The organism is Oerskovia sp. Root22, from assembly GCF_001429135.1.
GTDB lineage: Bacteria > Actinomycetota > Actinomycetes > Actinomycetales > Cellulomonadaceae > Oerskovia > Oerskovia enterophila.
Window position 1 is genome coordinate 26,758 of sequence record NZ_LMIL01000011.1, and the last position, 24,056, is coordinate 50,813.

Below are 24,056 nucleotides of genomic sequence, written 5' to 3' on the forward strand. Positions count from 1 at the left end.
CCAGCGCGGCGAAGGCGATGATGTAGACGNGCCGCCCCCGGAAGGGGACGACGGCCTCGTGGGCGACCGGGAAGGTCAGTACGTGCTGAGCTCGCCCGACGCGGCCAGCGCGGCGAAGGCGATGATGTAGACGACCCAGCCGATGGCTCCGAGCACCGTGAAGATGATGCTGAGGATGAGGCCCCACTTGGCGAGCTGGTTGTCGAAGCCGGCCTCGCGGGACTTCTTCTTGGCGATGGCGCTGACGACGATGCCCGCGATCGCGAAGACGAACGCCAGGACGAAGCCGACGATGCCGAGCGTCTTGCCCGGGTCCTCGACGGGGGCGCCGTAGTACTGCGGGGCCTGGTCGGACTGCGGGGCCTGCGGGGCGCCGTAGGGAGTGGTCACGGGGGTTTCTCGTTTCTCTCGCGCGCCCGAGCCTTGCNCCGATGATCGAGAGCACGAGCCCGACGATGCCGAGCGTCTTGCCCGGGTCCTCGACGGGGGCGCCGTAGTACTGCGGGGCCTGGTCGGACTGCGGGGCCTGCGGGGCGCCGTAGGGAGTGGTCACGGGGGTTTCTCGTTTCTCTCGCGCGCCCGAGCCTTGTCGGGAGCGTGGGGATCGTGGCAAGGAGTGCCACGGGAGTGCGGTGCTCATTGTGGAGGAAAACGGCGCGCCTGCACAGGGGTAATTCTCCCCATGGGGGTGAAAAGTTCTCAGCGGCTCTGCTCTCGGCAGAGCCGAGGCGGGCTCGGCGCTCGAGGTGGCCGCCGCGTCAGGTGCCGCGTCAGGCCGCGGCGCGGCTCGTCTCGCCCCGGAGGTGGTCGATCGTGTTCTGCACGTCGCGCAGCGTCGAACCGACGTCGGCGCCCTGTGCCACGGTCTTGTCGGCGACGTATCGGACCTGGGCCGAGGCCGCGTCGAGCGCGACCTGGGCGTCGGTGAGGGCGAGGACTGCGCGTCCGTCGCCGAACTCGTCGGTCGCAGCCTGCGCGAGCGCGGCGTTGGCCTCGTCCGTGGCGGCCTGGGCGTTCGCGACGGCGTCCTCCACCTCGAGGCGCAGGCCGGAGGGGAGCGTGGAGAGCTGTGTGCTGGCCTTCTCGAGGTCCTCGCCGATCGAGTCGACCTGACACTGCGTGTCCTCGATGAGCCGGGATACCTCGGCGGCCGATGCGGTCGCGCTCAGCGGCAGCATCATCGCGAGTGCGAGGAAGCTGGCGGCGGCGAGCCGGGCGGCAGGTCCTGATGTCTTCGGCGACGTCATGCCGAGAAGTCTGCCCGGTGAACCTGGGAAAAGACAGGGAGGACATGGAGGGCTCGTGGAGATTTCGCCCACGGCACACGCAGGGGCCGTCCTTCCGGCTCCGGCGGGGCGCCGGCGCGGCCCGTGCGCACGGGTAGCGTTGCTGCCGTGTCCCACCCCGTAGCCCTCGAGGCAGCCCGATGATCCGCCGCGCGCTGGCGCGCGCCTACTGGGCGGTGAGCCGGTGGACCCTGCGCACCGAGCAGCCCCCGACCGACCGCCCCGGCATCCTCATCGGCGCCCCGCACACCTCGAACTGGGACTTCGTGCTCATGCTCGCGATCTCGGCGAGCGTCGGCGTCAAGGTCCGCTGGCTCGGCAAGCACACGCTGTTCAAGGGCGTCGTGGGACCGTTCGCGCGGGCCCTCGGCGGGATCCCCGTGGACCGGACGGACCCGAGCCGAGTGGTCGACGACATCGTCTCGCGGGTCCGCACGGGCGAGGTCTTCTCGCTCGTCATCACGCCCGAGGGCACACGCAGCAAGGGCGAGTACTGGAAGTCGGGCTTCTACCGGATCGCGCGCGAGACGGGCATGCCCGTGACCCTGGGCTACGTCGACCGCACGACCATGACCGCGGGCCTGGGCCCCACGCTCGACCTCACGGGCGACGTCCGCGCCGACATGGGCCGCGTCCGCGCGTTCTACGCCGACAAGGCCGGGTTCGACCCGTCGCGCCGCACCGAGCCGCGCCTGCGCGAGGAGGACCGGCCCGCCCGCGGGGCGAGTGCCGCAGAGGGCGACCCGACGGTCTGACAGGGGCGGCGCCGTCGGGCCATCCTGGCCCCTCGGACCACGCGGCCCGACGGCGGTGCTTCCGTCACGGGGCTGCGGCGGCCGCGTCGTCCTCGTCCAGGAGACGGGCCGTCCCCGGACCCGCTCGGCCTCAGCCCGCAGCCGGGTCTGTCGGTGCGTAGACCCGGAGCCCGCCGCGCACCATGGTGAGCGTCGCGTCGACGACGCGGTCGCCGTCGATCTCGAGCGTCTCGCCGTCGTGCGCGAGGATCACCGGGTCGTGCGGCGTGCCGTCCCCGAAGCGCAGCGCGAGGTCGGGCGTCGTCCACGAGTCGACCGCGAGGTGGCGTTCGAGGGGCCGGACGCGCTGCGCGAGCGAGGACGCTCCACCGCCCGCGACGGTCTCGAGGAACAGCCGGACCCTGCTGTAGCGCTTCTCGGCACGGCCCGTGCGGACGTCGAGCACGCCGTCGTCGAGCCGGATGCGCTCGACGGGCGCGAGGTTCTGCGGGACGTACTTGTTGACGCCCGCGAAGAACGACCAGTAGGAGCCGACCACGCCGTCCACGGACAGCCGCAGCGGGGCGGCCGAGCGCAGGACGCGCGAGGTGGCCCACACGGTCGCGGGCCACTTGCCCAGGCGCTTCTCGGCGCGCTCGCGCTGCGAGACGAGCTCGGGGTAGATGCCGAGCGAGAACGTGTTGAGCACCGTGAGCGGGTCCTCGCCGTCGACGCGCAGCTCGGCGACGTCGACGCTCACGCCCGAACCGGTCCGGACGGCGTCGACCGTCGCCGACATCGACGTGAGGTCGGCCGCCTTGGCGAAGTGGTTGAGCGTCCCGCCGGGCAGGACCACGAGCGGGAGCCCGTGCTCCCGGGCGGCCGCAGCCGCTGTCGAGACGGTCCCGTCGCCCCCGCTGATCCCGAGCGCGACGGCGGGGCGGACGTCGTCGGACTCCGTGCCGGGGCCCGCAGCCCCACCAGACCCCACGGGCACGCCGCGGGCCGCGCGGTCGTACAGCTCGCGCAGGTCGTCGCCCTCGGCGAGGACGTGCACCCGGGCCCTGGGGAGGTCACGGCGGAGGACCTCGAGCGGGTCCTCCTTGAGGAGGCGCCCGGACCCGGCAGACGTGTTGACGACGACGAACAGGCCCTCGCCGTCGGCCAGCGCGGGCACGTCGGTGGGCGGCCCGGCGGGCACGTCGGGTGCGGGGCCCGGGGGAGAGGGCACGAGCCACCTGCCGAGCACAGCGAGCCCGACCCCGAGCGCGGCACCCCCGACGACGTCCGAGAACCAGTGCGCCCCCACGTGCAGCCGCGAGTACATGACCGCGCCGGCGACGGGCGCGACCACCAGCCCGGCGGCGGGCCACTCGAGGGCCACGCCCGTCGCGAACGCGGCAGCCGACGCCGAGTGACCGGACGGGAACGAGGGGGTGGTCGGGTAGCGGCGCAGCCGTCGCACGAGCGGCAGCACGTCCGCGGCGGGACGATCGCCACCGAACAGGCCCTTGCCGAGCAGGTTGGCGGCCGCGCTCGCGACGGCGAGCGTCCCCAGGCCCCGTACCGCCGCCCGGCGCCCTCGGGCACCCGTCGCGGCCAGCCCGGCGCCGAGCCCCATCCACAGGACGCTGTGGTTCGCCGCCGTCGAGAGCCGCACGAGCGCGGCATCGGCCTGCGGGCCGAGCCGTCGCCCGAAGGTCCGTTCGTTCATGCGGCGGTCGAGCCGGGCGATCGCGGGGAAGGCCTCGTGGGGCTTGATGAGGCCCGTGAAGCGGGGCTTCCGCCGACGGTTCCGGACGGGGACGGAGGAGGACGACGGCATCCTTCCACCGTAGGGCCGCCCCGCCGGCCCTGCCCGCCCGCGCGCTGTGACGTCGAGCCTGCGCTCCTGCGGGAGCGGCGCCGTCGGGCCTCCTGCTCCTCCGGCACCCTCGTTCTGACACAACTCCGATAAGTTCTCCCTATGGGCACCACCCCCGACCCCATCCGGGTCTTCCTCCTCGACGACCACGAGGTCGTCCGCCGTGGCGTCGCCGCCCTCCTCGAGGCCGAGGACGACATCCAGGTCGTCGGCGAGGCCGGCACGGCCGCGTCGGCGCTGCCGCGCATCCGTGCGGTGCGACCGGACGTCGCCGTGCTCGACGTGCGCCTGCCCGACGGCTCGGGCGTCGAGGTCTGCCGCGACGTGCGCTCCGAGATGCCGGAGATCGGCTGCCTCATGCTCACGTCCTTCGCGGACGACGAGGCGCTGTTCCAGGCCGTCCTCGCGGGGGCCTCGGGCTACGTCCTCAAGCAGATCCACGGGTCCGACCTCGTGGGCGCCGTGCGGACCATCGCGGGCGGCGGCTCGCTGCTCGACCCGGTGAGCACCGCGCGCATCCTCGACCGGCTGCGGACGCCGCAGGCCCAGGAGGTCGACCGCCTCGAGGGGCTCTCGCCCCAGGAGCGGCAGATCGTCGACCTGATCGGCGAGGGCATGACGAACCGCCAGATCGGTGAGCGCCTGTTCCTCGCGGAGAAGACCGTCAAGAACTACGTGTCGCACATCCTGTCGACGCTCGGGCTGCAGCGCCGCACGCAGGTCGCGGTCCTCGCGACCGAGATGCGCACCGAGGACCGCCCGCGCGGCTGAGCCGCACGGCCCGCTGGGCATCGCCCGACGACGGAGCGATCGTCCGTACCGGACCTCACCCTCGTCGGTGGTCGCCTCGTCACCGACGGGTCACGGGTCCTCTGCGTGGCCGCACGAGGTGAGGCGGTCGGCGACCGGACCGAGCACGAGCATCCCCGTCGCGCCGCCCGCGAGCTCCTGGCGCGCAGGCTCGAGCGCCCGGCACGACCTCTCGGCCGTACGAGGGTGCGCAGCGAGCGTCGCGGCATCGGCGACCAGGCTCCACAGGGCCTCGACGAGGAGGCCTGGCGTGGGGTCGGGAACGTCGTCCAGGAGCGCGGCCGCGGCCGCGGTCTCACCGGCGCGAGCGTGGCGGAGCGGGGCGAGCCAGGGGTCGTAGGCGCCTGCGTGCAGGTCGTCGAGCGGCGCGTCGTCGGCCCGGACGCCGACGAGGGCGAGAGCGAGGAGGCCCTCGGCGACGCCGGGCATCCCCGCGCCGTCGAGGGTCTCGGCCGCGGCGCGGTAGCGGGTCTCGGCCGACGGATCGTGCCGGGCAGCGGTGCGGGCGGCCTCGTTCCACAGGGTGAAGACCCGGGCGAGCGGTCGCTCGTGGCGGTCGGCGAGGGTGTCGACGGCAAAAGCGAGCGACGCAGCCTCGGCGAGGTCTCCGCGTGCGGTGGCGGACTGCATGCGCACCAGGAGTCCGTGGAGGTGGAACGTCGGCAGGTCGTGGCGCCGTGCGAGGTCGACGATCTCGGCCGCGACCCGGTCGCGCTCGGCGGAGAGTCCCGGCCGGTCGCAGAGCTGGACGACGGCAGCGCTCAGCGCGAAGCAGAGCAGCTCGGGGTTCCCGAGCCCCCGGGCGAGCCGGACGGCTTCGTCGGCAGACGCCCGGCCCGTCCTCGTACGACTTCCGCGCAGCTCGACGGCGACGACGGCGAGGAGCCGTGCGCGGGCGGTCGTGCCGTCGGGGTCGAGCTCGTCGAGGGCTCGGAGGGCCGCAGCGGCGACGGCGGCCGAGGCGTGCTCGTCGTCGGACCGCGGCCAGATGCTGGGGACGTCGAATCCGCCGATGATCCGCGCGGCCAGCGCAGGATCGCCCAGGCGGTCGACCGCGTCCACGATCTCGGACCGTTGCGAGCGGGCCTCCGCGAGGCCCGTGCCGCCGGACACGGCCAGGGTGCGCAGCAGCGCGACCGTCGATTCGAGGCGCAGCCGGGAGTGGGCGTCGGTGATGCGCGTCGAGGCCTCGGTGGCGCGGGAGAACGCGTCCGAGTCCTCTCGCGGACGCTCGTGCCGGAGGATGCTCGTCTGGAGGTCGTCGAGCTCGCGCGAGGGGTCGAGCCCGACGGCGACGAGCTCGCCCCGCGCGGTGCCGAGCACCTCGAGCGACTCGGCTGATTGCCCCGAGCCGTCGAGCGCCCGCGCGAGCAGGAGCGATGCCCGCTCCCGGAGGGGGTGCCGGCCGACCAGCTCGCGCAACGTCGGCACGGCCTCGTGGGGCCGACCCAGCGCGAGGAGCGCGGCGGCGCGCCGCTCGATCGCGACGTCGCGCAGCCCGGTGAGACGCGCACGCTCCTCGACGGCCCAGGGCGCGTCGCCCGCCTCGGGGTAGGGCGTGCCGCGCCACAGAGCGATCGCGGCGGCGAGCGATCGTTCGACCTCGCGGGGTGCTCGGCCCGCGGCCTCGTCGGTCGCCCGTTCGAAGCGGCGGCCGTCGACCGCGTCGTCGGGGAGCAGGAGCGCGTAGCCGTCGCCCACCGTGGTGAGGACGCGCGCAGGCTCTCGTGGGCGGCGGTCCGGTTCGAGCGTGTGGCGGAGGTCGCCGACGAAGGTGCGGATCGCACCGACCGCGCGCGGCGGGGCTTCCTCGCCCCACAGCGCGGCGGAGAGCTCGGCGACGGGCAGGGCGCGGCCGCGCGCTGCGACGAGCCTGCCAAGCAGGGCCCGGTGGCGGGCCCCGTGCAGGGCCAGCGGCGTGCCGTCGGCGCGGGCCCCGTCCGTCGGGCCGAGGACGCGGAGGGTCACCCAGCCCAGCGGGTCGGGGGACGGCGGGCAGGGCATCGGTCCACCGTACGCCCGACGACACCTGCTGATCCGTTGCTGATCGACGGGCGCGAGGCTCGAGGGACTGAACGAAAGGAGTCCCGATGACTCTCTCCATCCCAGGGTTCACGACCAGACGGCTGCGCGGAGCGGGCGACGTCGTGCTCAACGTCGCGGTCGGCGGCAGCGGCTCGCCGATCGTCCTGCTGCACGGCTTCCCCGAGACGCACGTGATGTGGCGCCACGTCGCGGCGGACCTGGCCCGCGACCACACCGTGATCTGCCCCGACCTGCGCGGCTACGGCGCGAGCGACAAGCCGGTCGAGGCGGACGAGCACACCTACTCCAAGCGGACGATGGCCGCCGACGTCGTCGCGGTCGCCGCCGGGCTCGGCTTCGACCGGTTCGCGCTCGCCGGGCACGACCGCGGCGCGCTGGTCGCGGTGCGCGCGGGGCTCGACCACCCTGACGCCGTGACCCATCTCGCGTCGCTCGACGTGCTGCCGACGCTGGACATGTGGGACATCCTGCGCGGCGCGGACGCGAAGGTCGCCTGGCACCTGTACCTCATGGCACAGCCGCCGGGTGTCGCCGAGCCGATGATCGCCGGGGCCCCGGACGCGTTCTTCGCGTCGTTCCTCGACGGCTGGACCTCGGCCCCGGAGGCCATCCCCGCCGAGTACCGGACGGAGTACCTCCGCGCGTCCCGGGAGGCGATCCCGTCGATCGTGGCCGACTACCGCGCCTCGGCGGGGATCGATCTGGCGCACGACCGCGAGGACCGGGCCGCGGGGGTGCGTCTGACGATGCCGACGCTCGTGATCCAGCAGGACTGGGGTGCAGAGCTGGGGTACGACGCGCAGGCGCTGTGGTCGGCCTGGTCGGACGACCTCGTCCACAGGACGCTGCACGCGGGCCACTTCATGGCCGAGGAGTCGCCCGAGCGCATCTCCGCCGAGCTGCGGGAGCTCGTCGCGCGGTGAGCCCCTGCGCCGGGCCGTGGCGAACCGCCACGGCCCGGACCGGGGTCTCAGGCGTTGGGGATCCTCCACACGAGCGCGGTCCCGCGGCCCGTCGGGACCGCGGTCGACGAGCCGTCGCCCGTCGTCGCGGCGTCGGCCCCTGTCCCACGAGCCCCCACGACCTCCCGTGCCACGGCCTCGGCGGGCCCCACTGCGAGCTTCCCGCGCAGGGCCTCGGCGCGCGTCGCGAGGTTGTGCAGCCCGCCGCGGTGGTCGCCCGCGTCGACCCCTTCGCAGCCGATCCCGTCGTCGACCACCGACAGCGTGATGGCGTCGTCCGTGACCTTGAGCCGCACGTCGACGCGCGAGGCCCGTGCGTGCCGGGCCACGTTCGTGAGCGCCTCGCCGACCACGACCACGAGCTGGTCCGCGACCTCGGCGGGCACGAGCGACGAGTCGTCGCTCTCGATGATGACCGAGGGGGCGAACCCGAGCGCGGGGGTCACGGCGTCGGCCGCCGCGGTCAGGCGCTCCTGGAGGCTCGCCTCGGGGGGAGTCGTGGCCTGGAGCGCGAAGATCGTCGAGCGGATCTCCCGGATGGTGTCGTCGAGGTCGTTCACGGCCTCCTCGACGCGTGAGCGCACGATCTCGTTCTCGATGTGCTTGGTCGTGCTCATGAGCGTCATCGCGGACGCGAAGATCCGCTGGATGACGACGTCGTGCAGGTCGCGGGCGATGCGCTCGCGGTCCTCGAGCACCGCGACGCGGCGGCCGTCCTCGTAGAGACGGGCGTTGTCGACCGCGACGCCCGCGGCGGCGGCCAGGGCGCGGACCGCGGCCTCGTCGTCCTGCGTGAACGGGGAGCCGTCGCGCTTGTCCGTCAGGTAGAGGTTGCCGTAGACCGAGTCGCGGACCTGGATCGGCACGCCGAGGAACGAGTGCATGGGCGGGTGGCCCGCGGGGTAGCCCGACGCCGCGGGGTAGCCCTCGATCTTGTCGACCCGTAGGGGGTGCGGGTGCCGGATGACCTCGCCCAGCAGGCCGTGGCCGTGGGGCCAGTGGCTGATCGCCTCGACCTCGGAGTCCTCCATACCGACGGGGACGAACCGGCCCAGCCGGTCGCCGTCGCGGACCCCGAGCGCGCCGTAGCGGGCTCCGGTGAGGTCCATGGCGGCCTCGACGATACGGCGGAGCACGGTGTCGAGGTCGAGGTTGCTCGTGATGGCGACGACGGCGTCGAGCACGCGGTGCGCGACGGCGGACGGGAGGGACTCGGTCACCCACGTGAGTCTGTCAGATGTACGGACCGGAGCTGGCCTCGGGAGGACCGGGACGGTGCTCTCCCACTGGTGGTGGGTCTTCAGGTATTCCATGACGAACCCCCTCGATCTGGACAGTCCCGGCACCCGCCGCGGGTTCCGACGGGTGTGCCCCCGGCCGGTCGGCGGGTGGCCGACCGGCCGGGGAAAGAGCGACGGCCCTCCGGGAGGTGACCGGGAGGGCCGTCGGGCGGGCCGGGGTCTCGCGTTCCCCGTGATTCCCGCGTCTACCTGGGTGTATCGCCGTGGCGAGCGGATCGCGTCGCCGAACCGGGGATCAGACCAACCAGGAGTTCTTGCGGACGAGCGGCAGGCTCTTCCACTGTCGGCCGAGGCCGAGGGTGTCGCCGGCGCCGATCATGGCCAGCGAGATGATCGCGAGGGCTTCGACGACGTGGCTGTCGATGATGGGGTTGGTGGTCAGGGGCAGCGACGCGAGGTACATGAAGCCGAGGAGGACGGTCCCCGCGATCGCCGCGATCCGCATCCCGATCCCGAGCATCAGGGCGAGCCCGATCCCGAGGAGGCCCGCCATGAAGAGCCAGTCGGCCCAGGCCGCGCCGGCCATACCGTTGAAGAAGGTCGCGAACGGTCCCTGGACCCCGCCGAGGAAGCCGGCCGTGGGGCTGCCCCCGTTGATCCAGGCCCGCTCTGAGGGGGTCGAGAACCCGAGCCCGAAGGTCTTGTCGAGGAAGGCCCACACGAAGTAGAAGCCCATGACGATCCGGAAGATCCCCAGGACGATCTGGGTCGGGAGGGTGCCGCGGACCGCGAGGCTCGCGGTCGTGGTCGCCCCGGTGACCTCGTGGGGGACGGCACGTACTGCTCGGGCCGAGCGGGCCGAGCTGGCCGGGCGTTCGATCGTTGCACTCATGTCGTCTGTCTTCCTCGTCTCCAGGACCGGATCCCCTTCCGGTTCGTTGACTCCATTCCACCGGAGCGCGAGGGGCGTGACCTGGGGCGAAGGTCGAGGATTCCGGGGGACCTAGGTCCCGTCGTGAGGCTCGGCGCGGACGCAGCGGCAGGATCAGGAGAACGCGGGATACCCGCCCGACGGCGAAGGTCCCCACTCGCGCTCGGCCCACGCGACGCCGTCGGACAGGAGGGACGCGATGCCCGGGGTGACGTCCCGCAGGTGCTCGGCGCCCCAGCGCCACCGGGACAGCACGAGCTGGCGGTACGACGGTGAGCGCCCCTCGGGCCCCACGCGCGGGCGGTCCTCGACCGCTCCGTCGAGCAGCCAGCCCGTCATCGCGAGGATCCAGCCTGCGCAGGCGACCAGCACGTCGTGGGTCCAGGCGGGCTCGACGACGGCGTCGGGAAGGTGTCGGCCGAGCCCCGCGGTGAACGCCGCGAGGAGCTCGTCGGTCAGGCCGGGCGGCGGGTCGAACACGCACCAGCACGTCGAGAACGGCATGAGCGTGTAGGCGGCGTCGAGCGCGGGGTGGTGGGCCGTGGTGTCCTCGAGGTCGAGGAAGACCCAGCCGGCGGGTGTGAGGACGGCGTTGTCGGGACACGTGTCGCCCGGGGAGACGACGACGGCGCTCCCCGGCGCACGCAGGCTCGCGAGGGCCTCGAGGTCGTCGTGCAGGAACGCGAGGGTCGCGTCGAGCGGGTCGCGCGCGAGGTCCGTGGGCGTCGGCAGGGCCGCGACGAGCCGGTGCACCCCGGCGCGGGCGTCCGCGTCGAGGTCCCACCCGCGCACGACACCGCGGGCCGCGAGCTCGGCCGAGAACCGCTCGACGTGCGGCCCCGAGGCGCCCGCGAGCTCGCCGAGCGCGGTCGCCCACGAGAGGGCTCCGTGCCAGGCGGCGTCGCGGTCGGTGCCGAGCAGCAGGTCGGCGAGCGTGGGCCCGTCGCCGACGTCGCTCATGACGACCAGGCTGTGCGCCTCGTCCACCCCCAGGAGCACGGGCGTGCGGTCGAGCGCCAGCAGCCCCGCGACCTCGTGCTCGAACGGGAACCCGTGCACGCCAGGGCCGTCGAGGAACCGCTTGACGACGACCGTGCTGCCCGGGGCGTGCGCGGCGGCGCGGGTCGTGTCGAGGCGGTCGGTCGTGAGCCCCGCGACGACGCGGGCACGGACGACGAGGGATCTCGTCGACCCGCCGAGGGCCTCGGGCTCGGTGAGCGCGGCCCCCAGCGCGGCGCCTGCGAGCGCGAGGGTCTCGTCGAGGTCGGGCACGGGCGTGCGAGAGAGCGCTGGCTCGGGCGGGGGAGCGGCGGACGGCATGCCTCAGTCTGCCCCGTGGGCTCCTCGCCCGGCCGGGTGCGACACGGCCGTCAGGACGTGGCGTCCTCGACGTCGGCCGACAGCTTGTCGACCTCCGTGCGGAGCTCGTCGAGCTTCGAGCTCACCGCCTGGTCGGCCGACTCGACCGCGTCGGACGCGGACTGGAGCCGTGCCGAGGCCTCGTCGAGCCGGGTGCGTGCCTCGGCGACGCGCTGCTCCGCCTCCGCCTTGGTGTCCTCGCTCGCCGTCGCGGCCTCGTCGATCGCGGCCTGGAGGTCCTGCGACGCGGTCCGTGCCGAGGTCACGGCCTCCTCGACCTGGGCGCGCTTGTCCTCGGGCAGGGAGCCGAGCCCGTCGACGAGCGACTGCACGTCGGCACCGATGGTCTCGGCCTGGGCCTTGGCGTCGTTCAGGAGCTGGTCGAGCTGGTCGCTCGTGATGGTGAACTCGGGGAGGGTGATGCTCCCGTCGTCGCCGCAGGCGCCGAGCAGCGACGTGGACAGGACGAGCGCGAGCCCGACGGCGGCACTTCGGCGGGGGCGTCGGGTGCGCTGCGCGGGGGGCGCCTGGAACGAGGTCGAGGTGTCCATGTACCCATTGTGCTCGCGCAACCTGAGAAGTCACCCTCAGTGTTCATCCAGGAGGGGTGGCGTACACGCCGTTCGTCGTCCAGGCTTGAGTTTGGCCTTTCTCGCGATAGCCTCGCTACGTCGAAAGACGCAAGACCGGACAATTGGAGTCTCGTGGTGACCTTGCCGACGCACCGTGTGCGTTCACGCCGCCCTGCGGGAGCAGCAGTGAGCCCGCACGACGAGGCAGGCTCGGTCGCCGGCTCGTCCCTCCCCGTCGCCCCTGAGGCGGCGACCGACGCTCCAGCTCCTCCTCCTTCTTCCACGACGCCTCCGTGCCTCGCGGCGAGCGCTCGCCCGCGCCACACGTCCCGCGCGGTCCCGTGGATCCTCTCGACCACGCTCGTGCTCGGGTCGGTCATGACCGTCGGGTTCGTGGGGTCGTCGATCACGCACCGTGAGTCCTGGTCGGTCGAGTACGCCGCGCCGGAGACCCCGACCCCGGGTGCCGCGTTCGGCGTGCTCCCCGCCGCCTACGAACCGCCGCACGAGGACGTCCAGCTCGAACGGGTCGTCGCTGCGGTCGACCGCAGCGACGAGTACATCGCGACCGAGGCGCAGGTCCCGGACGGTGTCCTCCAGGCCCGCTCGGAGCTCGGCATGCTGCTGGCCACCTACCAGGCGCAGCAGGCTGCTGCCGGTGGGAGCGCTCCAGGAACGAGCGGCGGGACCGGCACGAGCGGGGCAGGGAGCTTCTTCCTGGACGGCCTGGCCACCCCGCCCGCCCCTGCACCGTTGTCTCCGCTGGCACCGGTCGCCCCCGTCACGCCCGAGGCCCCCGGGTCGTCCGGCGTGGTCGAGGGGCCGGGGCCCACGGCAGCACCCGCGGACGTCGCGGACGCCGCCGCGGCGTCGAGCACCGTGTCGTCCGGCCTGCCCGCGGGGTACGTGCCGGCAGGCGCCGCGGACGCCCTGGCGACCGACCTCGCTCCCGTCTCGCCCGAGCCCACGGCGCCGGTGGCTCCGGACGCGGAGGGCGGGGACACACCGTCGGGCACGGGTCCGGACGGTGCGATGGCTCCCGACGGCACCGTCCTTCCCGAGGGCACGGTCCTTCCCGAGGGCACGGTCCTTCCCGACGGGACGGTCGAGGACGGTGACGGGGTACCGCTCCCCGGCGGCCTGACCGGCGACCCGACCGACGAGGACGCCCCCGACCACGACGACCTGGTGACGCTCGACGACGTCGTCGTCGCCGCGACGCGGCTCGCAGAGCTCATGGGCCCGTCCTACGCGCTGGCGCCCGGCGACGTCCTGCCGGCCGCAGGCATCACGGCTCCAGCCGGCGGCACGCTCGCCGACCAGCTCGCGGCCGTGGTCGCCAAGTACGCCGACAGCACCGCGCAGTACGGCAACGGACTCCTGCCGGACTCGGTGCTCTGCGGTCTCGACTTCGCCTCCGGGCACAGCCTGCGCTGCGACGCCGCGGAGCAGCTCAACGCGCTCGCGGTCGAGTACCAGAAGGAGTTCGGCAAGCCGCTCCGCATCACCGACTCGTACCGCAGCTACGACGCGCAGGTCGCGGTCAAGGCCGCCAAGCCGTACCTCGCCGCCGTGCCGGGCACCTCGCAGCACGGCTGGGGTCTGGCGATCGACGTCGGGCAGCCCGTCTCCACGGGCCGCAGCGCCGAGTACCTGTGGATGCGGCTGCACGCACCGGACTACGGGTGGGACAACCCGTCGTGGGCGCGGCTCGACGGCCGCAAGCCCGAGCCCTGGCACTTCGAGTTCTACGCGGCGGGCGCCATGCCGGACCGCTACACCGGGGGAGCCCCCGCGACGCCGTCGGCCCCTCCCGTGAAGCCGACGACCCCGCCCACCACACCTCCCACGACTCCGCCGAGCCCGGCCCCCACGCCGAACCCGACGCCCACGACGCCCGCGCCGACGGACCCGCCGACCCCGACGGACCCGCCGACGACGACGCCGCCGACCACGACGCCGCCGACCGAGACGCCGGACCCGACGGACCCGCCCACGACGACGCCGCCGACCGAGACGCCGGACCCGACGGACCCGCCCACGACCACCCCGCCGACCGAGACGCCGACGGCTCCGCCGACCTCGACGCCGGACCCGACCCCCACTGCGACACCGACCTCGGACCCGACGTCCACGGCCTTCGCGACCGAGGAGCCCACGGCGACCCCGTGACGACCGCATGACGAGCGGCGCGCGTCCCCGCGAGGGGGCGCTCGCCGCTCGCGTCTCACCTACCTGTGCTCTCCGGCGGCGTCGGGTCGAGAGGCGGGGGTGGCGGCAGGCGGGCGGGACCAGCCCGGGAATCCCGGGAATGCGGTCGCAAGGCGCGGAGGCGACCGCGTAGGGTGGAGCCCATGTGGATCTGAGCCTGCTCGCGAGACCCCCTTCCTCTCGCGCCCCGACGTCGCCCCGCGACGTGACGACCTCGTCGCGTCCCGCCAGCGCTCGACGTCGGTAGGCAGCCTCCTGTGCCGCCGTGGCGCCCTTCCAGTCAGGTGACCCCATGCCCCATGCCTCTCCGTCCCTCCTCACTGCCACGGACCTCACCAAGTCCTACGGCGACCGCACGGTCCTGGCGGGGGTGAGCCTCGCCGTCGACCCCGGCCACCGGACCGGCCTGGTCGGTGAGAACGGCGTCGGCAAGTCGACGCTGCTGCGGCTCCTCGCGGGGGTCGAGGACCCCGACTCCGGGGTCGTCACCCGACCGGCCGACCTCGGCTACCTGCACCAGGAGTTCCCCTACGGTCCGACGACGACCGTCGGCGAGGTCGTCGAGGATGCCCTCGCGGGGGTCCGGGAGATCGAGCGTGAGCTCGAGGCGGCGGCTGCGGCCCTCGCTGAGCTGTCAGAACCTGGCCGGGGTGCAGCCCGGCCCAGCTCTGACGACGGGTCCGCCGCCGTCGATGCCCTCACCGCGGCCTACGACCTGGCCCTCGCGCGCGCCGAGCAGTCGGACGTGTGGGGGGCCGACGCCCGTGCCTCCCGCGCGCTGGCGGGCCTGGGCCTCGACGTGATCCACCGCGGCCGCCTGGTCGCGCGGCTCTCGGGCGGTCAGCGCACGCGCCTCGGCCTCGCGGCGCTCCTCATCCGCCAGCCCGGCGCGCTCCTGCTCGACGAGCCGACCAACCACCTGGACGACGAGGCCGCCGAGTTCCTCGCGACCGCGCTGCGCGCGCTGCCCGGGGCCGTGCTCCTCGCGAGCCACGACCGGGTGTTCCTCGACGAGGTCTGCACCGAGATCCTCGACCTCGACCCCTCGCAGGAGGCCAGCTCCGCGGGTCGCACGGGCGGCACGCTGTACGCGGGGACCTACCGCGACTACCTGCGGGCCAAGCGCGTCGAGCGTGCCCGCTGGGAGCAGCAGTTCGCGGCCGAGCAGGACGAGCTCAAGGCGCTGCGGCGGTCGGTCGCGACCACGGCCCGCAACGTCTCGCACAACCGTGAGCGCGGCAACCAGTCCAAGCTGCTCTACGACGCCAAGGGCGAGCGCGTGCAGTCGCAGGTCTCCCGGCGCGTGCGCAACGCCCAGCAGCGCCTCGACACGCTCGAGGCCGAGCAGGTGCGCAAGCCCCCGGAGCCGCTGCGGTTCGCGCCGCCGCACCTCGTGCGCGAGCGGGCGACGAGCTCGTCGCCCGGGCGGTCGGGCGGTCGGCGCGGCTCCCAGGGGGCGTCGAACGGCACCGACGGCCTGGCGCTCTGGGCGCGTGACGTCGTCGTGCAGGGAGGGGCGACCGAGCCCGACCCCGCGACGCCTGGCCGTCCCCGCCTCGACCTGCGTGCCGCGGGGGTGCCGTCGATCGACCTCGCGCCGGGCGCCAAGCTCCTCGTGACCGGGGCCAACGGCTCGGGCAAGTCGACGCTGCTCCACGTGCTGGCGGGGGACCTCGTGCCGACGTCGGGCAGCGTGGGGCGTGCGCGAGGCGTCGAGGTCGCCCTGCTGGAGCAGGACGTCCGCCTGCACGACGACGAACGCACCCCGCGCGACCTGCTCGCCCTCATCACGGGTCAGGATCCCGCGGACCGCCCGCTCGTGAACGCGCACGGCCTCGTCGCACCCCGCGACCTGGACCGACCGCTCGGGATGCTGAGCGTGGGCCAGCGGCGTCGCGTGGTCCTCGCGATGCTCGTGACGCAGGCCCCCGACGTGCTGCTCCTCGACGAGCCGACCAACCACATCTCGCTCGCGCTCGCCGAGGAGCTCATGGCCGCGGTCGAGACGTGGCCGGGGGCCGTGGTGGTCGCCTCGCACGACCGGTGGCTGCGGCGGACCTGGAAGGGCGACGTGGTGCACCTCGGCTGACGGCTGCGTGCAGGGAGCTCGGGGAGACCCGGCGGCTCCCCGGCTCGGTCGAGCGCCCGAGCCGCGCGGTGGCTAGGCCTGCACCTCGACGGGCACGGTCAGCCGCGAGCGGATCTCGTGGACGACCTGCTTCTGGACCTCGACCGGCGGCGACCCGTCAGGGTAGATGCCCAGCAGGGTCGCGAGCCGGAGCTGGGCCTCCTGCAGGTCGGCGAGCCGGCGGCTCTCGGCCGCACCGCCCGCGCGTCGGGCCGCCTTGCGCACCGCCCGTCGCGCGTGGACGGACCGCAGCGCCTCCATCTCGCCCGGCGTCACGACGTCCGCGGGCTGGTCGGCGAGGACCGTCTCGAACCAGTGGTGGTCGATGCTCCGGGCGTAGCGGAAGACCAGGACGAACGCGAGGATCAGGACCACGTACTTGAGGAAGACCGACGCGAAGACGCCGGCCTCGGACGACGAGAGGAAGATCTCGGGGGCGTTCCACGCGAAGTGCAGGGCCCAGGCGAGCAGGTACGCCCCGAGGGCCACGCCGATGCGCCGGGCCACGGAGATGCGGAACGCGGTGAGCGCGTAGGCCACGCCGAACCCGGCGATCGCGCTGAACATCACGTGCGCGCCGAACCCGACCAGGACCCTGCTCAGCCCGACCTGGAGCGCGCCCACGGCGTCCGAGTTCGGGTCCATGATCGCGCCCTGCACGATGTAGCTGATGTTCTCGCTGACCTCGAACCCCAGGCCCACCATGGCTCCGTAGACCAGCCCGTTGAGCGGCCGGGTCACGTGCGCGCGCCCCGCGTAGAGGACCAGGACCACACCGAGGACCTTGATGAGCTCCTCGTCGGTCGGCCCCGCGAGGGCGGCCGACCAGGAGGCCAGGCCGACGCGCTCGAGCGCGGAGATCAGGTGGTCGTTCGCGACCACGACGATGGTCGGTGCGGCCACGAAGCCCCACGCGTAGGCCGCGAGCAGCAGGGGGCCCGGCTCGTCCTCGAACAGGTCGAGACGGCGGATGATCGCCGTGAGCAGCAGCGTGACGAGCGCGGCGAGCAGGACCCCGATCCCGAGGCCCTCCGGGGTGAGCAGCGCGTCCTGGCGGGCCGTCAGGAGCATCGAGAACCCGGTCACGACCAGGCAGACCCAGTAGAGCCAGGTCGCCCACTGGTAGTGGGGGAACAAGCCACGCCGCCGTCTCGCGGGAGCGCCCGTGGGCAGGACCACGGGGACGTTGCGGAGCTGGTCGGTCATGAGATCGTCACCGCCTTCACGAGGGTGGCCACGGCCTCGGCCTGGGCCTGCAGGTCCGACGACGTCCCGTACGCGAGGATCGAGACGCCTCCCTGGGCGTACTGCCGGGTGACCTTGACCGTGAGCGCTGCCGCGGCGGGGCCGTCCGACCGGAAGACGCCCGAGACCTCGGCCGGGTCGCCCTCGGAGACGATCCGGGCGTCGTACAGGCTCGTGCCGGTCGAGAGCTCGGCGAGCCGGGCCCGCCGTGCGAAGAAGACGTTCGCGTTCTCGACCCCCGACGCGACCTCGATCTGGACGCTGACGCCTGCGCGGTCCACGGTGAGGCTCGCGCCCTCGAACGTCGATTCGCTCGCGTCGCCCGACGGGCTGATGTCGGCCGTCGTGGACCATCCCTCGGGGAACCGGATCGTCGCGGTCGAGGCGCCGTCGGACACCGTCACGATCCTCCCGGCGGGGATCTCGGTCTCGGTGGGCGGGGTGCCCTCGTCGACGGCGGTCGGGACGAGCCACAGGGCGACCATGGCCAGCAGCACGAGGGTCGTCGCGACCGACCCGACGCGATCCATCCCGAAGCGTCCGCGACGCTCGGGCCGCAGGAGCGGGGGAGGTTCCGGTTGCATCGTGCTCCTCGGGTCGGGGCGGCGGGACGTCCCTCCGATGCAAGCACCGGGCGCGGCGGACCGCGACCGCTGGCCGGCGCGGACGACGGGGGGAGGAGACGTGGACGAACTGTGCGGGCCGTTCTCTCGGGCGGTGGGTGTCGGCGGCGGGGCCTAGGGTCTGAGGAATGAGCGAAGAGCGAGCACGCGCCGCACTCGAGGCGTCCGGGATCGACTTCACGATCACCCGGCACGGCCCGGTGGGCTCCCTCGAGGAGGCCGCGGAAGCGCGCGGGATCGACCCGGCGAACATCGTCAAGACGCTCGTGGTCCGCCGTGGTGACGACGACTACCTGTTCGTCCTGGTGCCCGGCGACCGGACCATCTCGTGGCCCAAGCTCAGGTCTCTCCTGGGGGTCTCGCGGCTGTCCATGCCGGACAAGGACGTCGCCCGCGAGGTCACCGGGTACGAGCGCGGCACCATCACGCCGTTCGGATCCACGACCGCGTGGCCGGTCGTCGCGGACTCGCGCGTCGTCTTCCGGGAGGCGGGGGACGTCGTCGGGCAGGACGAGGGAGGGGCGGACCTTCTCGGTGAGCCCGACGGCGCCTCGCCGCTCGTCTCGATCGGCGGGGGCGCGTTCGGCGTCGCGGCGACCGTCGACGGAGCGCGACTTGCCGCCGTCCTGGGCGCGCAGGTCGCGGACGTGACCGACCCGGTCTAGCCTCACAGGGTTTGACCATCACGGGTCCCGCCCTCGGGAACACCGTTCATTGCCCGATCGTTGACCAGGAGGACGGTCCGCGAGGACCAGCCTCACCGACTGACGGAGCACGAGAAAGCATGACCATCCCCAGCACCTTGGACGCAGGCATCACCTACGAGGCGACCCCGGAGGGGTCTCTCATCACGCTGTGGGGAGAGATCGACGCAGCCTTGCGGGACCGCGCGAGCGACGCGATGGCGCAGGTCATCACGCACCCAGGTCCCGTGACGATCGACGTCGGTCGGGTGACCTTCATCGACTCCTCGGGCATCGCCTTCATCCTGCAGGTCTACATGCTGGGCTCCGAGGACGGACGCCCCGTGGTCCTGCAGGATCCGACGAGCACGCTCGAGGACCTGCTGGAGATGATCGGCATGGGCGGCACCATCCCCGTCGTGCGGACGGCTTCCGCGGGGTCCTAGGCGTCGTCGCGGCGGTCCTCGACCGCGGGCGGGGTGCCCCACGGGGCGCCCGCGTCGGCGGGCCGTGCGGGCTCGATCCGGTCACGGACGGGCGGCTCGATCCGCTGCGTCTCGTCCGGGGCGGGGAGCTCGTGCGGCAGCTTCTGCCGGAACGCCGAGAAGTACAGGCCCACGAGCACGCCCCCGACCATCATGATCGGGAGCTGTGCGGCGCTGAACCACATCGCCGAGGAGGCCACGAGCAGGCCGAACGTGACGGGGACGGCGACGTCCAGGGTCCTGCGGTCCACGGGGCCTCCGGTGCTGATCGGTGTGAACGAGGAGCGTAGCGCGCGGGCGGGTGCGGCCCGAGCGCGTGTCACGCCTCGGCACCCGCCGTGCTGTGGGTGGCTCGGGCTACGGTTCGGACCATGCGCATCCTGCACACCTCGGACTGGCACCTCGGCCGGACGCTGCACGGCGTCGACCTGCTGGGCCACCAGGCGGCGTACCTGGACCACCTGGTCGAGGTGGTGCGTTCGGAGGGCGTGGGAGCGGTCCTCGTCGCGGGGGACGTGTACGACCGGGCGATCCCGCCGGTCGACGCCGTGAACCTCCTGTCGGACACGGTCGCGCGGCTCGCGGAGCACGCGGACGTCGTGCTGACGCCGGGGAACCACGACTCGGCGATCCGGTTGGGGTTCGGGGCGTCGCTCATGCGTCCGGGGGTCCACTTCCGGACCCGTGTGCCCGACGTCGGCGCACCGGTGCTCCTGGACCCCGCCTCGCGCGGTGGTTCGGGTGGGCAGGTCGCGGTCTATGCCGTGCCCTACCTCGACCCGGACGGCGTCCGGTGGGAGCTCGCGGACGGCTGCGGCTGTGGGGAGCCGGGCGCACCCGAGGCGCACGACGCGCCTGCACCGACCGCACCGACCGCACCCGCCGCCGAGAGGCGACCCCTGCCCCGCTCGCACGAGGCCGTGACGGCCGCGGCCATGCGGCGGATCGCAGCCGACGTGGCGGCTCGTCGGGCGGCTGGGCAGGGCGAACGCGTGCGGAACGTCGTGATGGCGCACGCGTTCGTGGTCGGCGGGCAGGCCTCGGAGTCCGAGCGAGACATCCGGGTCGGCGGTGTGGACTCGGTGCCCGCGGGGGTGTTCGGCGGCGTCGGGGTCGACTACGTGGCCCTGGGCCACCTGCACGGACCCCAGAAGGTCAGCGTGCCGAGCGATGTTTCACGTGAAACCACAGGCCAGGACGGTGCAGGCGCGACCATGGCCCGGTACTCGGGGTCGCCGCTCGCGTACTCGTTCTCGGAGATGCACCAGAACAAGTCGACGGTCCTGCTGGACCTCGACGCGACCGGCGAGGCCCGGACGGAGCTTGTCCCCGCCCCCGTGCCGCGACGGCTCAGCGAGGTCAGCGGCACGCTCGACGAGCTGCTCGGTGCGCCCGGAGACGCGTACACCGACGACTGGCTGCGGGTGTTCGTGACGGACGAGTCCCGGCCCGCCGAGATGTACGCCCGCGTGCGTGGTCGCTTCCCGCACGCGCTCCAGGTCCAGCACCGCCCGCCGCGCACGGCCGAGCGCGAGGTGGTCTCCGTCGTCGGCTCGGGGCGTGACCCGCTCGAGGTGACCCACGAGTTCGTCCAGCACGTCACCGGATCGGGGCCGGGTCCCACCGAGGCCGCAGCGCTGCGCACGGCGCTCGAGCGGGCCCTCGCGAGCGAGCGGAGCGCCTGATGCACCTGCACTCCCTGACCCTCCAGGCCATCGGCCCCTTCGCGGGGACCCACCGCATCGACTTCGCCCAGCTCGCGACCTCGGGGATCTTCCTGCTCGAGGGGCCGACGGGTGCGGGAAAGTCGACCATCATCGACGCCGTGGTCTTCGCGCTCTACGGCAAGGTCGCCTCCGAGGCCGCGAGCGAGGACCGGTTGCGGTCGGCCTACGCTCCGCCCGAGGTCGAGTCCTTCGTCGACCTCGTGTTCGAGACCGGATCGGGCGTGTACCGCGTGCGGCGCAGCCCCGAGTTCCAGCGCCTCAAGAAGCGCGGCACCGGGACCACGACCCAGCAGGCGGGCGTCAGGCTCTGGCGGCTCGCGGGGGCGGACCAGGCCGTCCTCGCGGCGGACGACGTCCCGGGTGAGCTCCTCTCGACGAGGCTCGACGAGGCCGGGCTCGAGATCCACCGGGCGATCGGGCTCGACCGCCGCCAGTTCGTCCAGACCATCGTGCTCCCGCAGGGAGAGTTCGCGAGCTTCCTCCGTGCCGACCCCGAGCACCGCCGCGACCTGCTGCAGAAGGTCTTCGGCACCGAGATCTACGACAGGGTGCAGAGCGAGCTCGCGGCCCTGAACCGCGAGGCGCAGAGCGCGGTCGCCGCGGCCAGGTCAGTCGCCACGGGGTCCGTCGAGAACTTCGTCGGCGCGGCAGGGCTCACGAGCGAGGACGCTGCAGCGTTGAGAGAGGCCGCGCGGGACGACGCACGACTCGCAGGGCCCGTCGACGAGACCCCGGTCCCGGACGACGACCTGTTCGCGATCGCGGGTCTCGCAGCAGACGAGACCCCGACGCTCTCGCCCGTCGAGCCCGGGGCCTCGGTCCGTACGCTCGTCCGCCGCCACGTCGTCGCGCTCGAGCGGGTCGCAGAAGAGCTCGGCGCGCAGGAGATCACGGCGAATACCGTGCTCGTCGCAGCCCGGGAGGCCTTCGAGGCCGCCCGGGCGGTGAGCGCAGCAGTGACGCGCCGCGACGCACTGCTGGCCGAGCAGGCCGCCCTCGACGCCGCGGCCGACCAGGTGGCGCTCGATCGGGAGGTCCTCGCGGCCGCGCGTCGTGCCGCCGTGGTGGAACCTGTGCTCGCCGGTGCGCGTCGGGCAGCGCAGGAGGAGACGGCCGCCCAGGAGCGCCTGCTCCTCGCGCGGACCGGCGTGCCCGCGTCGTTGGCGGTGTCCGACGTGTCCGCTCTCGAGGTGCTGCGGTCGAGCCTGTCCGCAGCCGAGGCACGACTGGTGCGGCTGTTGCCGCTGGGCGAGTCGCTCCCGCTCCGTGAGCGGGAGGTGGTCGACGGGCGCAAGGAGACCGACCGCGACCGCGAGGAACGCAGCCGGACCCTCGCCGACCTCGAGGCCCGCCCCGCTGCTCGGGCCCTGCTCGAGGCGCGCCGCGACACCCTCGCCGACGCCGCCGGTCGTCTCGGCGAGCGTCAGGAGCGGGTGCTCGGGGCCGAGTCGGTGCTGCGTGCCGCCCGTCAGGCCGTCGCGACCGGCGCCGACCTCGAGGTCGCGCGCGGGCGTCAGGACTCGGCGGTCGCCGCCGCGCGCGCCGCCTCGGACGCCGAGCACTCCCTGCGGACCGCCTGGCTCGGGGGGATCGCCGGAGACCTCGCCGCAGAGCTGCAGCCCGGCTGCCCCTGCCCGGTCTGCGGCGCCGAGGAGCACCCTGCTCCGGCCCGCACGGGAACCGAGCACGTCGGGCGGGACGTGGTGGAGGCGGCTGAGGCCGCTCGTCGCGCCGCGGAGCAGTCCGTGGCCGAGGCCTCGGCCGAGGCGGCCACGCTCGCCGAGCGGCTCGACGGGCTCCTGCGCACCGCGGGCGGCGTGACGACCGACGACGCGCAGAGCTCGGTTGACGCGGCCAAGGAGCTGGTCGCGGAGTCCGCCGCCGCGGTCGCCGAGCGTGCCGAGGCCGCGACTGCGCTCACGGACTTCGACACCGCGACCGCAGCCCTGACCGGCCTCGCCGCGAGCCTCGCCGAGCGGATCGCGGGCGAGACCGCCCGCCTCGACGCCCTCGCGACGGGGATCGAGCGTGACCGCCAGGAGATCGCTGCCGAGCTCGACGCGACCGGTCCGCTCCTCGCGGACGCCGCCCTGCCGGACGCGCTGGCCGACGAAGGCTCTCCCGCCAACCCCGTCGCGGTCATCGAGGCCGCCCTCCGTGACCGTGGGATCGCGGTCACGGCGCTCCTCGACGCCGAGTCCGCCGTGGCCCACGCAGCCGACGCCGTGGCCGCCCGGGCAGCCGAGGTCGCGACGGTCGTGACCGAGTCCGGGTTCGACGACGAGCAGCACGCGCTCGACGCGGCCCGTCCGCCCGCCGAGCGGGAAGCCCTCGAACGGCGGCTCCGTACCGTGGACGCCGACGTGGAGCGCGTCCGCCAGGGGCTCGCCGAGGAGTCGATCGCGACCCTGCCCGCGGACGTGGAGGTCGACCTCGACGCGGCACGTGACGTCGTCGGGCAGGCGGAGACCGCCGAACGGCGAGCCGCCCTCCAGGCCAACGGTGCTGCTCAGCGCGCCCGGCTCGCCGCACGCGCGGCGAGCGAGATCTCCTCGGCCGTGGAGGGGTGGGCTCGGGAGCGCGAGGCCGCAGCCCCCGTCGCCCGCATGGCGAGCCTCGCGGCCGGGTCGGGCTCGGACAACGCCAAGGCCCTCTCGCTCGCTACGTACGTGCTGGTCAGGCGGTTCGAGGACGTCGTCGCGGCCGCCAACGAGCGGCTCCGCGAGATGTCCGACGGGCGCTACGAGCTCGAGCGCTCCGACGAGAAGGAGGACGTCCGCACGCGCCGGACCGGGCTCGCGATGAAGGTCCTCGACCACCGCACCGAGGCCGCACGCGACCCACGCACGCTCTCGGGCGGCGAGACCTTCTACGTGTCGCTGTGCCTCGCGCTCGGGATGGCCGACGTCGTGACCGCCGAGGCCGGCGGCGTGGACCTGGGCACCCTGTTCGTCGACGAGGGGTTCGGGACCCTCGACCCCGAGACCCTCGAGGCGGTGCTCGGCGAGCTGGGCAAGCTCCGGGCGGGTGGCCGCGTCGTCGGCGTGGTGTCGCACGTCGACGCGCTCAAGCAGTCCATCGCCGAGCGCATCGAGGTCAGACGGTTGCCGAGCGGGGCCAGCACGCTCGCGGTGCGGGCGTAGCGCCGG

Annotated in this window: 20 protein-coding genes; 9 read left to right on the forward strand and 11 right to left on the reverse strand. The window is 73.9% G+C overall.

Translation table 11 applies throughout. The features are described 5' to 3' along the window. Positions 1–75: 75 nt before the first annotated feature. Both ASE15_RS15610 and ASE15_RS15615 read right to left on the reverse strand, forming a co-directional pair. Positions 76–390 (reverse strand): DUF4190 domain-containing protein, encoded by a 315-nt coding sequence (locus ASE15_RS15610; protein ID WP_197487085.1) that lies wholly within the window; start codon positions 388–390, stop codon positions 76–78. Positions 391–770: 380 nt separating this feature from the next. Next, positions 771–1,247 carry a hypothetical protein gene (locus ASE15_RS15615; RefSeq protein ID WP_056653341.1) on the reverse strand — a complete coding sequence of 159 codons (477 nt, stop codon included), beginning with the start codon at positions 1,245–1,247 and terminating at the stop codon, positions 771–773. Positions 1,248–1,426: 179 nt separating this feature from the next. Here ASE15_RS15615 and ASE15_RS15620 point away from each other — a divergent pair, with 179 nt between their 5' ends. After that, entirely contained in the window at positions 1,427–2,041 is a 615-nt protein-coding gene (locus ASE15_RS15620) for a 1-acyl-sn-glycerol-3-phosphate acyltransferase (protein ID WP_056653338.1), read from the forward strand. Between the two features lie 130 nt (positions 2,042–2,171). Here the strand turns inward: ASE15_RS15620 and ASE15_RS15625 are convergent, their stop codons facing one another. Continuing rightward, a complete protein-coding gene (locus tag ASE15_RS15625) occupies positions 2,172–3,845 on the reverse strand; it encodes a bifunctional phosphatase PAP2/diacylglycerol kinase family protein (protein ID WP_056764279.1) in 1,674 nt (557 codons plus the stop codon). 141 nt (positions 3,846–3,986) lie between these two features. Between ASE15_RS15625 and ASE15_RS15630 the strand changes: the two genes are divergently transcribed. Next, on the forward strand, positions 3,987–4,655 hold the full coding sequence (locus ASE15_RS15630) for a response regulator transcription factor (protein ID WP_056653332.1): 669 nt from the start codon (positions 3,987–3,989) through the stop codon (positions 4,653–4,655). Between the two features lie 90 nt (positions 4,656–4,745). Here ASE15_RS15630 and ASE15_RS15635 read toward each other — a convergent pair whose 3' ends face one another. After that, positions 4,746–6,698 (reverse strand): AfsR/SARP family transcriptional regulator, encoded by a 1,953-nt coding sequence (locus tag ASE15_RS15635; RefSeq protein ID WP_056764281.1) that lies wholly within the window; start codon positions 6,696–6,698, stop codon positions 4,746–4,748. 86 nt (positions 6,699–6,784) lie between these two features. On the opposite strand from ASE15_RS15635, the gene ASE15_RS15640 reads away from it, so the two are divergent. Next, a complete protein-coding gene (locus ASE15_RS15640) occupies positions 6,785–7,663 on the forward strand; it encodes an alpha/beta fold hydrolase (RefSeq protein ID WP_056764283.1) in 879 nt (292 codons plus the stop codon). 47 nt (positions 7,664–7,710) lie between these two features. On the opposite strand, the gene ASE15_RS15645 is transcribed toward ASE15_RS15640, so the two are convergent. The 4 genes from ASE15_RS15645 to ASE15_RS15660 form a co-directional block, all read right to left on the reverse strand. After that, on the reverse strand, positions 7,711–8,922 hold the full coding sequence (locus ASE15_RS15645) for a GAF domain-containing sensor histidine kinase (protein ID WP_056764286.1): 1,212 nt from the start codon (positions 8,920–8,922) through the stop codon (positions 7,711–7,713). A gap of 316 nt (positions 8,923–9,238) precedes the next feature. After that, positions 9,239–9,835 (reverse strand): hypothetical protein, encoded by a 597-nt coding sequence (locus ASE15_RS15650; RefSeq protein WP_082618504.1) that lies wholly within the window; start codon positions 9,833–9,835, stop codon positions 9,239–9,241. A 153-nt stretch (positions 9,836–9,988) separates the two neighbouring features. Then, the gene (locus ASE15_RS15655; RefSeq protein ID WP_056764288.1) at positions 9,989–11,194 is read right to left on the reverse strand and encodes a hypothetical protein; all 1,206 of its coding nucleotides are present in this window, start codon (positions 11,192–11,194) and stop codon (positions 9,989–9,991) included. 50 nt (positions 11,195–11,244) lie between these two features. Next, positions 11,245–11,784: a hypothetical protein gene (locus tag ASE15_RS15660; RefSeq protein ID WP_056653324.1), complete on the reverse strand. Its 540-nt coding sequence runs from the start codon at positions 11,782–11,784 to the stop codon at positions 11,245–11,247. A 207-nt stretch (positions 11,785–11,991) separates the two neighbouring features. On the opposite strand from ASE15_RS15660, the gene ASE15_RS15665 reads away from it, so the two are divergent. Both ASE15_RS15665 and ASE15_RS15670 read left to right on the forward strand, forming a co-directional pair. Beyond that, positions 11,992–13,977, forward strand: a complete 1,986-nt coding sequence (locus tag ASE15_RS15665) for a D-alanyl-D-alanine carboxypeptidase family protein (RefSeq protein WP_056764290.1) — start codon at positions 11,992–11,994, stop codon at positions 13,975–13,977. Between the two features lie 331 nt (positions 13,978–14,308). Continuing rightward, positions 14,309–16,105: an ABC-F family ATP-binding cassette domain-containing protein gene (locus ASE15_RS15670; protein ID WP_056764292.1), complete on the forward strand. Its 1,797-nt coding sequence runs from the start codon at positions 14,309–14,311 to the stop codon at positions 16,103–16,105. 72 nt (positions 16,106–16,177) lie between these two features. Here ASE15_RS15670 and ASE15_RS15675 read toward each other — a convergent pair whose 3' ends face one another. Continuing rightward, on the reverse strand, positions 16,178–17,350 hold the full coding sequence (locus ASE15_RS15675; RefSeq protein ID WP_056653315.1) for a PrsW family intramembrane metalloprotease: 1,173 nt from the start codon (positions 17,348–17,350) through the stop codon (positions 16,178–16,180). Further along, positions 17,347–17,973, reverse strand: a complete 627-nt coding sequence (locus tag ASE15_RS15680) for a hypothetical protein (RefSeq protein WP_056764294.1) — start codon at positions 17,971–17,973, stop codon at positions 17,347–17,349. Before ASE15_RS15680 ends, ASE15_RS15675 begins: the two co-directional genes overlap by 4 nt. A gap of 167 nt (positions 17,974–18,140) precedes the next feature. Between ASE15_RS15680 and ASE15_RS15685 the strand changes: the two genes are divergently transcribed. Next, complete coding sequence (locus ASE15_RS15685) at positions 18,141–18,677, forward strand: aminoacyl-tRNA deacylase (protein ID WP_056764296.1); 537 nt, start codon at positions 18,141–18,143, stop codon at positions 18,675–18,677. Positions 18,678–18,796: 119 nt separating this feature from the next. Continuing rightward, positions 18,797–19,141, forward strand: coding sequence for an STAS domain-containing protein (locus tag ASE15_RS15690; RefSeq protein ID WP_056653305.1), 345 nt, complete (start codon positions 18,797–18,799; stop codon positions 19,139–19,141). Here ASE15_RS15690 and ASE15_RS15695 read toward each other — a convergent pair. Continuing rightward, complete coding sequence (locus ASE15_RS15695) at positions 19,138–19,431, reverse strand: hypothetical protein (RefSeq protein WP_056653301.1); 294 nt, start codon at positions 19,429–19,431, stop codon at positions 19,138–19,140. The genes ASE15_RS15690 and ASE15_RS15695 overlap by 4 nt on opposite strands. Before the next feature lie 120 nt (positions 19,432–19,551). Between ASE15_RS15695 and ASE15_RS15700 the strand changes: the two genes are divergently transcribed. Together ASE15_RS15700 and ASE15_RS15705 are read left to right on the forward strand one after the other, a co-directional pair. Then, positions 19,552–20,865, forward strand: coding sequence for an exonuclease SbcCD subunit D (locus ASE15_RS15700; RefSeq protein WP_056764298.1), 1,314 nt, complete (start codon positions 19,552–19,554; stop codon positions 20,863–20,865). Beyond that, a complete protein-coding gene (locus ASE15_RS15705) occupies positions 20,865–24,050 on the forward strand; it encodes an AAA family ATPase (protein WP_056764300.1) in 3,186 nt (1,061 codons plus the stop codon). Before ASE15_RS15700 ends, ASE15_RS15705 begins: the two co-directional genes overlap by 1 nt. Positions 24,051–24,056: the final 6 nt, after the last annotated feature.

What these genes read in the sequence shown, in the direction of transcription:
- ASE15_RS15615 (WP_056653341.1), bottom strand. Translation starts at nt 1,247, where the DNA reads ATGACGTCGCCGAAGACATCAGGACCTGCCGCCCGGCTCGCCGCCGCC.
- ASE15_RS15620 (WP_056653338.1), top strand. Translation starts at nt 1,427, where the DNA reads ATGATCCGCCGCGCGCTGGCGCGCGCCTACTGGGCGGTGAGCCGGTGG.
- ASE15_RS15625 (WP_056764279.1), bottom strand. Translation starts at nt 3,845, where the DNA reads ATGCCGTCGTCCTCCTCCGTCCCCGTCCGGAACCGTCGGCGGAAGCCC.
- ASE15_RS15630 (WP_056653332.1), top strand. Translation starts at nt 3,987, where the DNA reads ATGGGCACCACCCCCGACCCCATCCGGGTCTTCCTCCTCGACGACCAC.
- ASE15_RS15635 (WP_056764281.1), bottom strand. Translation starts at nt 6,698, where the DNA reads ATGCCCTGCCCGCCGTCCCCCGACCCGCTGGGCTGGGTGACCCTCCGC.
- ASE15_RS15640 (WP_056764283.1), top strand. Translation starts at nt 6,785, where the DNA reads ATGACTCTCTCCATCCCAGGGTTCACGACCAGACGGCTGCGCGGAGCG.
- ASE15_RS15650 (WP_082618504.1), bottom strand. Translation starts at nt 9,835, where the DNA reads ATGAGTGCAACGATCGAACGCCCGGCCAGCTCGGCCCGCTCGGCCCGA.
- ASE15_RS15655 (WP_056764288.1), bottom strand. Translation starts at nt 11,194, where the DNA reads ATGCCGTCCGCCGCTCCCCCGCCCGAGCCAGCGCTCTCTCGCACGCCC.
- ASE15_RS15660 (WP_056653324.1), bottom strand. Translation starts at nt 11,784, where the DNA reads ATGGACACCTCGACCTCGTTCCAGGCGCCCCCCGCGCAGCGCACCCGA.
- ASE15_RS15670 (WP_056764292.1), top strand. Translation starts at nt 14,309, where the DNA reads ATGCCCCATGCCTCTCCGTCCCTCCTCACTGCCACGGACCTCACCAAG.
- ASE15_RS15675 (WP_056653315.1), bottom strand. Translation starts at nt 17,350, where the DNA reads ATGACCGACCAGCTCCGCAACGTCCCCGTGGTCCTGCCCACGGGCGCT.
- ASE15_RS15680 (WP_056764294.1), bottom strand. Translation starts at nt 17,973, where the DNA reads ATGCAACCGGAACCTCCCCCGCTCCTGCGGCCCGAGCGTCGCGGACGC.
- ASE15_RS15685 (WP_056764296.1), top strand. Translation starts at nt 18,141, where the DNA reads ATGAGCGAAGAGCGAGCACGCGCCGCACTCGAGGCGTCCGGGATCGAC.
- ASE15_RS15690 (WP_056653305.1), top strand. Translation starts at nt 18,797, where the DNA reads ATGACCATCCCCAGCACCTTGGACGCAGGCATCACCTACGAGGCGACC.
- ASE15_RS15700 (WP_056764298.1), top strand. Translation starts at nt 19,552, where the DNA reads ATGCGCATCCTGCACACCTCGGACTGGCACCTCGGCCGGACGCTGCAC.
- ASE15_RS15705 (WP_056764300.1), top strand. Translation starts at nt 20,865, where the DNA reads ATGCACCTGCACTCCCTGACCCTCCAGGCCATCGGCCCCTTCGCGGGG.